At 36.2% G+C, this 13,791-nt stretch carries 12 protein-coding genes, 1 pseudogene and 1 CRISPR repeat array; of the genes and pseudogenes, 9 read left to right on the top strand and 4 right to left on the bottom strand.

The window, feature by feature from the left end:
- Nucleotides 1-34: 34 nt before the first annotated feature.
- A CRISPR array of direct repeats spans nt 35-527; the repeat unit is 30 nt; unit sequence GATTTAATCTAACCATAGTGGAATTGAAAT.
- 387 nt (nt 528-914) lie between these two features.
- Nucleotides 915-1,169, top strand: a complete 255-nt coding sequence (locus BVF91_RS10970) for a hypothetical protein (RefSeq protein ID WP_085113442.1) — start codon at nt 915-917, stop codon at nt 1,167-1,169.
- Between the two features lie 140 nt (nt 1,170-1,309).
- Here BVF91_RS10970 and BVF91_RS10965 read toward each other — a convergent pair whose 3' ends face one another.
- Nucleotides 1,310-2,980: a fibronectin type III domain-containing protein gene (locus BVF91_RS10965; RefSeq protein WP_085113441.1), complete on the bottom strand. Its 1,671-nt coding sequence runs from the start codon at nt 2,978-2,980 to the stop codon at nt 1,310-1,312.
- 151 nt (nt 2,981-3,131) lie between these two features.
- A complete protein-coding gene (gene ytaF, locus BVF91_RS10960; RefSeq protein WP_085113440.1) occupies nt 3,132-3,743 on the bottom strand; it encodes a sporulation membrane protein YtaF in 612 nt (203 codons plus the stop codon).
- A 139-nt stretch (nt 3,744-3,882) separates the two neighbouring features.
- Between ytaF and BVF91_RS10955 the strand changes: the two genes are divergently transcribed.
- Complete coding sequence (locus BVF91_RS10955; RefSeq protein WP_085113439.1) at nt 3,883-5,325, top strand: M1 family metallopeptidase; 1,443 nt, start codon at nt 3,883-3,885, stop codon at nt 5,323-5,325.
- Here BVF91_RS10955 and BVF91_RS10950 read toward each other — a convergent pair.
- Nucleotides 5,322-6,302 carry an ATP-binding protein gene (locus tag BVF91_RS10950; protein WP_085113438.1) on the bottom strand — a complete coding sequence of 327 codons (981 nt, stop codon included), beginning with the start codon at nt 6,300-6,302 and terminating at the stop codon, nt 5,322-5,324. The two genes, BVF91_RS10955 and BVF91_RS10950, sit on opposite strands and share 4 nt — an antisense overlap.
- Nucleotides 6,295-7,266 carry a DnaD domain protein gene (locus BVF91_RS10945; protein WP_085113437.1) on the bottom strand — a complete coding sequence of 324 codons (972 nt, stop codon included), beginning with the start codon at nt 7,264-7,266 and terminating at the stop codon, nt 6,295-6,297. The genes BVF91_RS10950 and BVF91_RS10945 overlap by 8 nt, the downstream gene beginning before the upstream one ends.
- A 181-nt stretch (nt 7,267-7,447) precedes the next feature.
- On the opposite strand from BVF91_RS10945, the gene BVF91_RS10940 reads away from it, so the two are divergent.
- The 7 genes and pseudogenes from BVF91_RS10940 (at nt 7,448) to yycH (ending at nt 13,788) form a co-directional block, all read left to right on the top strand.
- Nucleotides 7,448-8,653, top strand: a complete 1,206-nt coding sequence (locus BVF91_RS10940) for a peptidoglycan DD-metalloendopeptidase family protein (protein ID WP_085113436.1) — start codon at nt 7,448-7,450, stop codon at nt 8,651-8,653.
- Nucleotides 8,654-8,786: 133 nt separating this feature from the next.
- A complete protein-coding gene (locus BVF91_RS10935; RefSeq protein ID WP_085113435.1) occupies nt 8,787-9,602 on the top strand; it encodes a peptidase MA family metallohydrolase in 816 nt (271 codons plus the stop codon).
- Nucleotides 9,603-9,608: 6 nt separating this feature from the next.
- Nucleotides 9,609-10,304, top strand: coding sequence for a response regulator (locus BVF91_RS10930; RefSeq protein WP_085113434.1), 696 nt, complete (start codon nt 9,609-9,611; stop codon nt 10,302-10,304).
- Nucleotides 10,228-11,508: pseudogene (locus tag BVF91_RS10925) on the top strand (histidine kinase dimerization/phospho-acceptor domain-containing protein); the annotation flags it as partial. The gene BVF91_RS10930 and the pseudogene BVF91_RS10925, both read left to right, overlap by 77 nt.
- Nucleotides 11,509-11,511: 3 nt before the next feature.
- A complete protein-coding gene (locus BVF91_RS13675) occupies nt 11,512-11,991 on the top strand; it encodes a sensor histidine kinase (protein ID WP_502688660.1) in 480 nt (159 codons plus the stop codon).
- A gap of 144 nt (nt 11,992-12,135) precedes the next feature.
- Nucleotides 12,136-12,531 (top strand): hypothetical protein, encoded by a 396-nt coding sequence (locus tag BVF91_RS10920; RefSeq protein WP_085113433.1) that lies wholly within the window; start codon nt 12,136-12,138, stop codon nt 12,529-12,531.
- Between the two features lie 12 nt (nt 12,532-12,543).
- Nucleotides 12,544-13,788 (top strand): two-component system activity regulator YycH, encoded by a 1,245-nt coding sequence (yycH, locus tag BVF91_RS10915; protein WP_085113432.1) that lies wholly within the window; start codon nt 12,544-12,546, stop codon nt 13,786-13,788.
- Nucleotides 13,789-13,791: the final 3 nt, after the last annotated feature.

The following is a 13,791-nucleotide window of genomic DNA, read 5'->3' as shown; positions in this document are numbered from 1 at the left end:
TATATTTATATAATTCTTTCATATCTTTAACTCTGATTTAATCTAACCATAGTGGAATTGAAATTGTTCCTGCATCAATTTAATCAATGTGCTATATGGAGATTTAATCTAACCATAGTGGAATTGAAATCCTGAACTCAAAAGAAGTTTAGAAACATCAAAAGAGGATTTAATCTAACCATAGTGGAATTGAAATATGGCTTATATCAGGTTATAACGGGCGATAATGAAAGATTTAATCTAACCATAGTGGAATTGAAATTCTGAAGCGATTGAATGGGGCAAAGATATGATAAATGATTTAATCTAACCATAGTGGAATTGAAACTCTCAATGAAAGAGGTGATATTGTGTTATATAATTTGGATTTAATCTAACCATAGTGGAATTGAAACAAGGTATTATATTCTTATTTACAAGTTCAGATACAGGATTTAATCTAACCATAGTGGAATTGAAACTTAACAACAGAAATTGATTGAATAGTACCATTAAAAGATTTAATCTAATCATAGTGGAATGGAAATCAAAAGAGCAAGAGAAGTTTTACTAAGTGAGAATTTGTCATTATTTGAGAAGGTAAAAGCTGCTTGAAAAGCTAAAAAATCATGAAGGAAAAACGGCCAGTTAGCAGAGATGTAAGCTTAGTAAAGTAATATAGGGAATAGCTGGACAATTTAAATTTGGGAGGATAATTGATTTTAAAAAGATAGTGGCAAAACAGAACAGAGAAGAATTTACGACGAAAACGGCAATGCTAAGCTGGATATTGATTTGTTTGACCATAACAGACCGGCCTCATGAAATACTGCATGTGCATGGTTGAGTAAAAGAGAGAAAAGATTAGAAAAATGTCATAAGTTGAATGAGCAGGAAAAAGAAATGATTAAAGATGTTTAGGATGATGATAGAACATGATACCTTATGATAAGTATAGAAATCTGGACGAATTTATAACCGACATACATGATATTGGCGAGATAATATTCAAGCATGGGGAGAAGGAATATTCTCTATACTTTGACTGCGAAAAAGTGTTTATTTCAGAAAGTTACAAAAAAGAGACAGAACAGATATTTAACAGCATTGATGATTTTATTAATAATTTCATACTGGATGGAAAGCAGATTAAAGATATTGTAACAGAACTTGATGTAGTATCTCATTAAAAAAGCCTCTTTGGCGGGATAGGCCAAAGCGGCTTTTTTATGCAAAAAATAGGTATATGGTGACATAGCTGTTTTTTAATTGTACATTAAGTTATAGATGAATGTCGCATCATTAATAAAAGCATATGACTTGTCAAAATTTATTTGACGAACATCAACATGTTTGTATTTGAATCGTATTTATAGTTGAAGCCAAAGAGGGTTTTTAAGTCGTCTGCCGATATCCACGTTAAGCCATTGCTTAATACTATTGCGTCTGGAATTTCCAATGTTTTGCTGTTTAATTGTGTTTTAGTGCTGCCTATGTTGAAGTTTACCTGTGTTTTTCCATATGTTATACTTATTGTGCCGTTTGTGTTCCAGTCTACGTTGCTGCCTAAGTATTGCATAAACGCTCTTGCAGGTACGTACCATTTGCCGTTTATTTGTTTGGGATTTGATGGCATGAAAGGTTGTTGAAGCATGTTGCCGTATATAGTCATCATAGTTGCATTGTATTTTGTTGGGACTACAGTCTGTGGAGAATCTGTTTCTGTTCCATCAGGATTTTTTGTTATTGAATACGTGTCGATAGGTGTTCCGTCTTGTTTTACGGCTTTTATCGTAAGTGTATTGCCGTTAATGGTAGCTACAATGTAATTTGGTTGGTCTTGTGGGTCGTAGAAAAAGGCATCCCATACTTTTTGTGAAAGATCTGGATAATACTTGTTGCCGCTTCTTCCTGTTACAACATACACGGTTCCATCTGCAGGGCTTTTTACATATTGATCGTTTTTGATTGGATATGTCCTTGAATAACCGTGGTCGTGACCGTTAAAGACCACGTCTACATGGTATTTATCAAATATAGGTTGAAATGCTGCTTTTATCTGTTCATTTGAACGAGTAGCTTTATTGTAATACGGTGTCTTATGGAAAAAGACTATCTTCCATGTTTTATTGGTGTTCTTTAAGTCTTTATCAAGCCATGCTTTTTGTGCTTCTAATATGTCGCCTGAAACAGTTTCTTCTTCGTCTTCTTGGCTATCAAGCATCACTATATGTGCATTGCCGTAATCAAAAGAGTAAACTTGTCCTTTTAATCCGTCAGGACCATTTTGCGGGACGGGAAACTGGCTTACAAAATCCTTTGGCTTACCTGCATCGTAGTTTGACGATTGGTATGTTTCGTGATTGCCTTCAACGGGCATTTCTGGTATTGTATCTATCACGCCTTTTGCTGCATCAAACCAGTTGTTCCAGTGTGTATACAATTGCCCGATTTCGACGAGGTCTCCTACATTTACGAAGAACTTTGCATCTTTATTAGCGTTATACGCATTATGTATCGTAGTTTTCCATGGACCGTATTGTGGATCTGTGGCTACTCCACTTTGACTGTCGCCAAATATCAAAAACTTAAATGAATTTGTATCCTTTGCTTCTGTTGTAAAACTATATATGCTGCTTAAGTTGCTGCCGTATCCTACTCTGTAGTAATACGTTGTACCAGGATCTAAATTTGTCAGGGTAGCTGAGTGAATATTCATGTCTCCTAAATCTGATGAGAATTTTTGCACTGTTGCATCAATCGTCTTGGCGTCTTTCAGCGATGGATCTTTTCCGTACTGGACCTGACCTAAATTTACTGTCGTGTCTGTCCTCCATGTTATCGTCTGTGTTGTAGTGGGATCTTGAGTCCAAGTAAGCGTAATGTGATCCGGTAAAGTTGTGGCACCTATTGAATTTGAGTCAGCGAAAATTGGATTTTGTACTGCAAAGATGGAAAGCACCACTGCTAATGCTGTGATGAAAGATAAAAACCTCTTCATGATTAAACCCCTTTCTATATTTTATTCCAAATAAATGATAATACTTTTGTGTTAAATGGATATTATATGTATGTAAAATATGTTAAAAGTTTATTACGCAATTGTTAAACTAAAATATAAAAGGCATCATTGCTGACGCCTTTTATAAAGGTTATATTATCTGTTTTATGCCTATAAGTATCAATATCAGTCCAGCAATCACTGTTGCTTTTTTTCTAAAGTTCCATCTATTTAAAAAGTCTGTCACATAGTTTCCAATCCACAAGGCAATGAAACTTATAAGAGCAGACAGAAATCCTATAAAAAAAGAGTTGAGGCCTATCATGCCAGCGCTTAATCCGCCTCCGATATTGTTTATAGATAAGGCGATGCCGAGAAATGTAGCTTCTTTAAAGTCAATGTCTTTAGAATCATCTACATCGGCTTCCTCAGGCTTTTTCAATATGTCGTATATGTTTTTCGTTTTATCGTCTATATCATAATGGCTATCGCTATTTTTTTTGAAATACGGCTCAATTGCTATCCAAAGTCCTATAGAGATAAAGAGAATCATGCTTAATATGGAGCTTATGTGCTTACTAAGTACTCCAGATATTATATTGCCAGAGATGGCGGCGATGGATGATATTATAAATGTTATTAGGGATATCCACAAATTTTTAACCGCAGTGATTTTAATTCCTCTTATGCTGTAGGCTATTCTAACGCTTATATTGTCTACATTATTGGCTAAAGCGATGAACAGTGAATAGATAAAGTGCATTCTTTGTCCCTCCTATTTTAGATTCATAATCAATATATGTTGAGAAAGTAAATATGTGTTTTGCTTAATCAAATTATGTTCTAATATTTGTGGTTTCGTATTAATATATAGTGAACAATAATATGGAGGAGCTGATTTAATGAAAAACAAAAAATATATATGGCTGGTGATCCTTGTTGCTGCCATTGGGCTTCTCATCTATTTTGCGCCTATAAAAAACAGCAACAGAACGGTGTACAATATGGATCTTAAGTACAACGACAAAGACAAGACCATTATAGGAACAGAAGTTGTAGATTTTATAAACACAGATGATGTGAATTTAAGTGAAGTGTACATGCATTTGTATCCCAACGCATTTAAAGATAAAAGCAAGGTTCCATTTACAAAAGAAGAGATGGGCTTGGCATATCCAAATGGATTTAAGCCAGGGTATATAGAGATAAATGGAGTGACTTTTGGCAAAAATGAAAAAGCTACATACAGCATTGATCAAAAAACAGGCGAGATTTTAAAGATACTTCTTCCTAAAAAATTGGGAAAAGGCGACAGGATAAGCTTCGCTATAGGTTTTAAAGTTCAGATTCCTCCATCTTGCGGCAGATTCGGCTATGGCAACAATACCATTCAGGTGACAAATTTTTATCCTATTTTGTCAGTGTACGACCAAAACGGTTGGAACAATGATCCATACTACGCATTAGGTGATCCATTTTACAGCGATGTATCAAATTATAAAGTAAAACTCGCTGTGCCGAAAGGAATGGAAGTTGCAACAACAGGTGTCATCAAGTCTAAGACAAGACAGGGAGATATGGATGTATTAAATATAGATGCTCCAGATGTGAGGGATTTTGCTGTCGTCATGAGCTCTAAATTTAAAGTAGCAGAAGGAGATGTTGACGGCATAAAGGTCAAATCATATTACTTTGATGAAGATTCAGGATTAAAAGCCTTAAAGTACGCACAGGATGCCATAAGATTTTACAATAGTTACATAGGCAAGTACCCGTACAAAGAGTACAGCGTAGTAGAGTCGGATTTTTACATGGGTGGGATGGAGTATCCCAATTTAGTGTTTATATCAAAAGATCTCTATTCAAAAGACAATTTGTTTAATTTAGAATACGTTATAGCACATGAGACGGCTCACCAATGGTGGTATGGCGTCGTTGGGAATAATGAGGTAAGGGAAGCGTGGCTTGATGAAGGGCTTACAGAGTATACGACGATAATGTATATTGAGCGGTATTACGGAAAAGCCACGGCAGATGCGGTGTTTAAGTCCATAATCTCAGGAGAATTTTATAAGTTTTCCAAGACTAATAAGGATGATGCAATGGTGAAGACATTAGGACAATTTAAGGATTGGAATGATTACACAAATATCGTGTACAACAAAGGGGCAATGGTATTCAATGAACTCAGGAACCTTATAGGAGATGAAAAGTTTAAAGAGGTCTTAGATAAGTACTATTCAGAGTACAAATATAAAAATGCCACTACGCAGAACCTTATAGACGTAGTGGACAGTGTGACTGGAAAGGATACAGGAGGATTTTTCGAAGAATGGCTTGATTAATTTATAGTTTTTCTCTTAATCCTTATGTCTTCTCCGTAGAAGTTTAAAAGTTTAAAATTCCCAAGTATTCTTGAACACAGTCTTTCTGGGTAAATATTCATTACCTCTGATAATGGCAAGTTTGTAGATATAATGAATTTCTTGTTGGCCAAAAGCCTTGCGTTGACGATGCTGAAGATTTCCTGGAGGCTGAATGGCGTAATAGGTTCAGTCCCCAGGTCATCTATTATGAGCAAGTCGCATTCTCTAAGCAAATCTGTATACTCATAGTACGAATCATTGTCAGAATTCAACTTATTAAGCCTTAGCCCTTCCACAAGGTCTGGAGCTGTCCTGTATAGGACTACTTTGCCTTTGTCTAAAAGTTCTTTTGCAACGCAGTGGGAAAGAAAAGTCTTGCCAAGTCCGGAATCTCCGTAAAAAAACAAACTTTCATTTTCGTCATCAAAGTAGTCGATAAAGTCCCTGGCTACTTCTACTATGCTTTTAATATTTTCCCTCGGAGACATTTTTCCTTTGTATGGTTTATCTGAGTATAGGTGATAGTCAAAGTTGTCAAAGTTTTCGATCTTAGTTATTTCTTCTATGCTGGACTGCTTGTAGTACAAATTGATAAGTTTTTGCTCAAAACATCTGCACCTTTTGTTGTTTACAAAGCCTGTATCTTTGCAGATGCTGCACTCATATTCTTGCTCCATGTATGTCTCAGGGTAACCGTTAAGCCTAAGAAGTTCAGCCTTTTCCTTTTTCAGGTGAACAAGCTTATGCCTTAAGTTTTCTAAAAATTCTTTTTGGTTTTGGGGATTTAGAAAAATGGCTTTCGATATCTCTATGCCGATTTCCTTTATTTTATCGTCTATTTGCGATATCTGCGGTATCTTTCTGTAGACTTCTTCCCGCCTACTGAGGGCTTCTTTCAAGGACTTGTCCCTTAGCATGTCGTATTCTCTTAAAACCTCTTGAACCAAGTTATTCACCAAATTCACCTCTTGAATGGGCTAAAAGTTTCTTTTCCAGCTCGTCTACATCGTATGTCCTCTGAGAGTATCCATTGAAGTAATTTTTAGGGACTTTGTAGTTGGGAGCAGTCTTTTTAGTGTATGGTTTTTTCTTTATTTTGTCTAAGTCATTTACAGTTCTTATGCCATCGTTGTACCAATTGATGAGTATCTGATTGATGTACGGAAAACTGGGTTCGTTTATCTTTAAAACGCATTCGTCACATGCTTTTATGATGACATCGACGTCAAAGCCTAAATCGTCCATCCACCTGTCCATCATGGCTTTGTGGGCTTCCATCACATCGTCATCTTTTAATCCCAGCGCTCTTAAGATTTTTTTGTATCTTATCCACTTTTCGCTTTCTGATTTTAAGTATGCTTCTACGTCAAGCGCTGTCTTAAGCCCTGCATCATGCCATGCAATTGCTACCTTTTCCATGTACTTAAGAGACGTCTTGTTTTTCGACACACAGTAACTTATAAGCATCGTCAAAATCTCCAGAGAGAATCCGTACTCATCCACCCAGCTTAGGTAAGTGTTCATCTCAGTTGGTGAAAGAGGTCTGCCTATCATCTTTTCTACCGTTTCAAACATCTGCTTGACTTCAGTGTCGTCAATCGACAATGTGTGTACATCATCAGATTTTTTGACAAGTGGAAGATATTCTATGTAATATTCGTTGTCAGAATACCTAAGCCTGATTACGCCAGATCTTTCCCAGAATTTCAAAGCTTTGTCTATGTCATCTTCTGACATAAAAAGCTTATCTGCCATTTCTTCCATTGAGAAGCTTTGGTTGTAATATGAATATTTAAGTCCTAAAAGGTATACTTTCACGTATTCACCTGGTGCTTCCAACATATAATGATTTATAAAAAAATTGCTAACGGGGGTGCTTCCCATATCATCAAAATCATTAGAAAAGTTACATCTGCTCATGTACACCACCTCAAGTTTAATTATAACACGATGTGTCATAACCATCAATTTAAAAGAATATAATATATATTACGACAAATTTGTCTATTTTTTAAGTTTGATATGCATAAAATTTGTAAAAAAACAAAAAATAATAACGCATTTTTGTATGCAATCTATGCGCAAATGAAAGGAGAAGACGATGGATAACGAAGATAAGTCAAACCCTTTTAGTTGCAACCTGATCAAAAAAGTTTCAATTAAAAGGCGATTTATATTAACTGCTACTTTGACGATTTTGTTTGCCGTAGTTTTCTACATGGGCATCGACAAAAGTGCATTTTTCAGTACGGAAGATCAAAGCTTAAATCATTTTGCATATAACGTAGAACAGGGAAGATTTGTGCGCATTGATAGACCCACAGCGATTGTAGTTGATGGCTTAAATGTAGTGACGCTAAAGAATAGAGAAGACGCATTGTGGGTACTTAATGATATCCTTGACAAGTACAAAAACGGGTCTATGAAAGTCTATTTCAAAAATGATGTAAAACTGGTTGAGGTAGATAGCCCTACAGTTAAAATCGAGACAGTTGGAGAAGCCTTAAAAAAGCTGGAAGGTGATGATGTTGAGACTTATACTGTAAAAGACCATGACACTCTTTGGTCAATCTCGAGAAAATTTAGCATCTCGTTAGACGACATATATAAATTAAATCCTATGGTTACCACTACAATTTTTAAAGGGCAGATTTTAAAAGTAAAAGAGCTTAAACCTGTTTTGACTGTAGTATCAGAGAGAAAAATCGTGTACATGGATGACATTCCGTATGAAACCGTTTATCAAAAAGATGGTGACATGTTTGCAGGCGCTTCCAAAGTTGTAGCAAATGGAGAAGATGGTGTCAAAATAGTTACTGCCGTTTTGAAGTATTACAATGGGCAAATATCCGAAAAAGATGTGATAAACGAAGAGGTGGTAAAAGATCCAGCAGATGAGATTGTATCTGTAGGGACTAAGACCCCTTCAGCCACAATCGCTCTTGATTATCCAATACGAGGGCATATAGTGATAACGTCCAGGTACGGGCAAAGGTGGGGAAGACTTCATGCAGGCATAGATATAGCAGCATCTATGAATGATCCTATATATGCAGCGGATGGAGGCATAGTCGTATTTGCAGGATGGGAAAATGGCTATGGAAATCTTGTTGAGGTCGATCATGGAAACGGATATGTGACGTATTATGGCCATGCCAGCAAGCTTTTGGTGAAAAAGGGAGACAAAGTTAATAAAGGACAGAAAATCGCCTTAGTTGGCATGACAGGAAATACTACAGGACCACATGTCCACTTTGAAGTCAGAAAAAATGGTGTGCCAGTAAACCCTATGATGTACTTAAAATGAGAGCCGAAATACGGCTCTTTTTTGTTCCTTAAATTTACTTTGCAATGTGCTTGACATTGGGTTATAATGTAATTGTATTACCTCATATATTTAAGTATATACATATTTTTAGTATTTTGTGAGGTGATACACTATGAAGAAGAATAAAATCATTGTGGCGATTGTTTTTATTGTTTTTGTGTTGGCTTTATTGTTTAATGAAAGCATATTGACAAAGGCATATCCGGTTTATAAGGTGATTGGCAAAGACAAGATTGAAGAAAGCGTAAAAAATTTTAAGACTAAGGAAAGCAAACATTTTATTGTTAGATATCAAGATTCAGATAGCAAATACGTTTCGCTTATCATAGATACGGCTGAAAAGCACTATTATGGCGTCATAAAAGATTTAGGATATGCACCTAAAGATAAATCGGTTATCATAGTTTATAGCAATCCTGATGAAATGAATAAGGATTTTTCCCTTGCAAAAGGAGAAAATGCCATGGGAATATATCTAAATGGTGTAATAAGCATAGAATCTCCAGCCCTTTGGATACCTTCAGGACAGGATGTGACGAAAGTTTTTCAATACGAAGGTCCTGTTGTGCATGAGTTTACGCATCTTGTTGTAGACGACATCGCTAAAGGCAATTATCCGACGTGGTTTACAGAAGGCATAGCCCTTTTAGAGGAGTACAGACAAGATGGATACGAATGGGGCAAAGACTTAAGCTATAATGGGAAACCATATACTTTTGACCAATTGGAAAATAATTTTGATTCACTTGATGAGATGCTGGCGTATAAAAGGGCTTTTCAGGTGACAAAGGCCATAAGCGATAAATTTGGCATGGAGACTATAAGAGAGATGCTTAGAGATTTGGGAAGCGGAATGAGTATAGAGTCAAGCTTTTACAAAGAAACTGGCTTAAAGCTTGATACATTTGTCAACAATGTTAAGGGGTGATGGCATTTGAGCAGAATCCTGATAGTAGACGATGAAAAGCCGATCGTGGAGATATTGAAGTACAATTTAGAAAAAAATGGATTCAATACGATAGAGGCATATGATGGGGAGGAAGGTCTTAAGATGGCTCAAGAAAAAAATCCTGACCTTATCCTCCTCGACGTCATGCTTCCAAAAATGGACGGTTTTACGGTTTTAAGGATATTGAGGCAGACTATGACTACACCCATATTGATGCTTACGGCAAAGGAAGAGGAAGTAGACAAAGTATTAGGATTGGAGCTGGGTGCCGACGACTATGTGACGAAACCTTTTTCTATGAGAGAGCTTATTGCCAGGGTAAAAGCTAATTTAAGAAGAAGCGGCATAAGCAATGGTGAGACTATGTCAAATGTTTTAAGTGTAAATAGCTTAAACATCGATTTGTCAAAGTACAGAGTGGAGAAAAATGGGAAACCCATCGAGCTTACATCGAGAGAGTTTGACCTGTTAAAATTTTTGGTAGCCAACCGAGGGCTTATATTTTCGCGAGAGATGCTTTTAGAAAAGGTTTGGGGTTATGAATACTTTGGCGATGTAAGGACGGTTGATGTTACAATAAGGCGACTTAGGGAAAAAATTGAGGATGATCCGGCAAACCCAAGGTATATACATACCAAAAGAGGGGTTGGTTATTATTTTAGCGAAGAAAGTGAACTATAAAAGCATACAGTGGAAGATAATACTCATATATGGTCTTTTGATACTTGTGGCGATGGAGATAATATGGGTATACCTTTTCAAATCTTTAGAAAATTATCACATGACGAATTTCGAAAACTACATTGAAGCACAAGCTACAGGCATCGCCTTCACATTGAAAGACAACATGAATTCCAAAACAAGCTTAGACAACATAATAAACATGTATTTAGGTCCTAATGCTTACATAAAATACTTGTACATACTTGACAAAGACGGCAACATATTAGCCAGCTCCACAGGAGAAAAAGGCAAGATGCTAACTCCTGCAGTCATAAAAGCATTGTCTGGCAAGCAAGGGATGGAGACCACAAATGACAACAATTCAAACGGTAAATTGAGAAGCATCGCCATGCCTGTAGTTGACAGCGATGGAAAGATATCAGGAGTCGTGTATGTTAGCGGTTCTTTAAAAAGCGTATATGATACGCTGTCTGATGTGAATTTCATCTTATTAAGTGCAACATTTATAGCGGTGATAATAACAGTCATCTTAGGATATATATTGGCAAAGACCATCACAGATCCCATAAAAGAAGTGACGAAGTACGCTAAAGAGATGGCGGAAGGAAATTTCGACGTTCACATAAACATAAGATCTGATGATGAGATAGGCAAACTTGGCAGCATGTTTAACTTCATGTCAAAAAGGCTTAAGACTACTCTAAATGAGATGGAAAATGAGAAAAGCAAAGTAGAAGCCATAATAAGCTACATGTCAGATGGAGTAATTGCTACAAATGACTTAAATAGGATCATACTTTTCAATGATGCTGCAGAAAAGATGATTGGCGAAAAGTTAGCTATGGATGAGCCTTTAGAGAAGATAGCCCAGGGACAGTTAAAAAATACTGAAAGTCTTATATACTGCAATGGAAAGATTTTAAAGTCGTTTGTAAGTCCTATAAAAGTAGACAAAAACATAGATGGCAATGTATTTGTGCTGCACGACATAACGGAGCAGCAAAACCTTGATAACATGAGGAAAGAGTTTGTGGCAAATGTCTCACACGAATTGAGGACTCCCCTTACAACCATAAAAAGCTACACAGAGACCCTTCTCAATGACGGCGTTGACGATGAAATGAGGAACAGGTTTTTGTACATAATAGATAAAGAAGTTGACAGGATGACGAGGCTGGTGAAAGACCTTCTTCTCTTATCAAGGATGGATTCAAATGGAAAGTTAAATTTATCTGAGACAAATCTCAATGAATTTGTGGAAGAGGTTTTGTACAAAATAAAGATAGAGGCTCAGAAGAAGAATCAGAAACTATTATTCTGCGCAGGTGAAGAAATAAGAAGCGTAAGCATAGATAAAGACAAGATGGAGCAAGTGATTTTAAACATAGTGTCAAATTCCATAAAATATACGAATCCAGGGGGATATGTGAGAGTTTTTACAAAGTACTTTGACGATTCCGCATATATAGTGGTGACTGACAATGGGATTGGCATACCCAAAAAGGATCTTCCGAGGATATTTGAGAGGTTTTACAGAGTTGACAAGGGAAGGTCAAGAGAGCTTGGAGGTACTGGGCTTGGCCTTGCCATTGCAAAGGAGATCGTCACCGCCCATGGAGGGGAGATAAACATAGAAAGCGAACTTGGAGTAGGCACTACCGTAACCGTAAAGCTTAAATATTAGTCAAACCGTAACTATATTTTAATATTTGTGTAACATTATTGTAATAATGATGCTCTATAATCAATTTATAGAATAATGGTTATATTAGGTATCATGTGTAAAATTTTATATATCTATGTCAGTTCATGATGAGGAGTGGTACTTTTGAAAAAGGTTTTAGCCCTTGTTATTGCCACCATGATGTTTATGACATTTTTTATGACTTACGGGTTTGCTGATGATCTGATAACTGTAAAATCAGATATAAGCGATGTCACCACAAGCAACAAATACTTTGTCATATCAGGCAATGGGCAGCCGGATACTTACGTGGAGCTTATATTAAACGACAATTTGAATGACAAGTGGATTATAGGTGATACTGGCCTCTTTGCCAAGCTTATAACATTGGCTTTAGGGGACAACTATGTAACTTTAAAGGCTGTCAAGGACGGACAGGTGCAGGTGGTAAAGGGTCATATTGTATTGCAAAGCAACAATGGCATTATTCAGATTACGGTTGATACGTTGGAAGGCTTGTGGAATAAGCTTTTTAAATAAAGCGGTGTGATTATGAAAGAGCATATTAAGACTGCTGTACTCATATTGCTTGTTTCTACAAGCCTTTATTTTAGCTACACGCTTTGGACATCTTTTCCTCAGAAAAGCTTTTTTATGACCAAGTCTATACCAGTAAGCGTAGATATTTCTGATATATTGAGGCCTTCTTCTATCATTGTAGAGTCAAGCGGCACATTTATGGATGTAACGTCGTCAAACGATATAAATTCAGTGTGGATGAATACGGTAAAAATTTTAAAAGAGATTGAAGATACAACACTTTCACAACTTTCAAAGAATGATTTAAACCACAAAGGTGATTTTGTACATATTTATTTTGGAAAAGGCATAACAGAGGATTTGTTTAAAAATGCCTTAAAATTAAGTGATTCACCTATCTTGAAAATAGGGCAAGACACTTTGATAAAAGAGATAGTCATAAAATTAGGTGTAAAGCCTCAAATTATCTTTACGGATTACAGCAGTTACTATGCCATAGATCTTAAAAATCCCAGCTATTTTTTAAGCCTTATAAGCAAGCAATTTCAAAGTTCTATAAATTATTCTATCACTACCTCAGGCGATGTATACGGTGAAAACACATTTGCGGTAAAAAGTTTTCAGTTAAAAAGATATGTAAATAGAGGCTTTGAAAATGACACAGTATATAGGACTATTACCAAAAATGTGTTTGTCAATATATCTGTAGTGCGGGAGATAAAAGAGAACAGTGGTTCATACATATACACCGATGGTGTGAGAGGATTGAGGCTTTACAAAAATGGATTAATAGAATATTTTGACACTACCACCGCATCGTCGAAACTAACTTTCGGTAAAGTAGAGTCTTTAGATAAAGCGGTGGAATTCATAAAAGCTTTAGGAATAGATGAGAAAAATGTTTACTTGACAGGTGTCAGTGGCAGTGGTGGAGATTATAGTTTTGCCTTCAATTACGATTATGATTACCCCGTGTATGCCATGAAAAACGGTGATATCAAAGATCCAATATATGTATTTGTATCAAATGGGACAATTAAATCTGCGATTGTAAGCTATATGGATATTTACTACGCAGGCCAGTACAATGGCGGATTTTACGATATAGGCAAACTTTTGAAGGACCATAAAGTAGATGACGTACAGTTTGTAGATATGGTGTATGTTTTTGATGGCAATGAACTTATACCTGCTTGGTATGTAAAAACTCAGACAAATGAGTATTTTTTCAGCGCTTTGGATGGGAAAATAATGTGATGA

The sequence above is a fragment of the Thermoanaerobacterium sp. PSU-2 genome, from assembly GCF_002102475.1.
Lineage (GTDB): Bacteria > Bacillota > Thermoanaerobacteria > Thermoanaerobacterales > Thermoanaerobacteraceae > Thermoanaerobacterium.
The sequence above is the reverse complement of the archived record's forward strand: the minus strand, read 5'-3'. Positions and strand labels throughout refer to the sequence as shown.

Excerpts from the sequence above, each read along its gene's own strand:
- BVF91_RS10970 (WP_085113442.1), top strand. The coding sequence starts at position 915 with ATGATACCTTATGATAAGTATAGAAATCTGGACGAATTTATAACCGAC.
- BVF91_RS10965 (WP_085113441.1), bottom strand. The coding sequence starts at position 2,980 with ATGAAGAGGTTTTTATCTTTCATCACAGCATTAGCAGTGGTGCTTTCC.
- ytaF (WP_085113440.1), bottom strand. The coding sequence starts at position 3,743 with ATGCACTTTATCTATTCACTGTTCATCGCTTTAGCCAATAATGTAGAC.
- BVF91_RS10955 (WP_085113439.1), top strand. The coding sequence starts at position 3,883 with ATGAAAAACAAAAAATATATATGGCTGGTGATCCTTGTTGCTGCCATT.
- BVF91_RS10945 (WP_085113437.1), bottom strand. The coding sequence starts at position 7,266 with ATGAGCAGATGTAACTTTTCTAATGATTTTGATGATATGGGAAGCACC.
- BVF91_RS10940 (WP_085113436.1), top strand. The coding sequence starts at position 7,448 with ATGGATAACGAAGATAAGTCAAACCCTTTTAGTTGCAACCTGATCAAA.
- BVF91_RS10935 (WP_085113435.1), top strand. The coding sequence starts at position 8,787 with ATGAAGAAGAATAAAATCATTGTGGCGATTGTTTTTATTGTTTTTGTG.
- BVF91_RS13675 (WP_502688660.1), top strand. The coding sequence starts at position 11,512 with ATGGATTCAAATGGAAAGTTAAATTTATCTGAGACAAATCTCAATGAA.
- yycH (WP_085113432.1), top strand. The coding sequence starts at position 12,544 with ATGAAAGAGCATATTAAGACTGCTGTACTCATATTGCTTGTTTCTACA.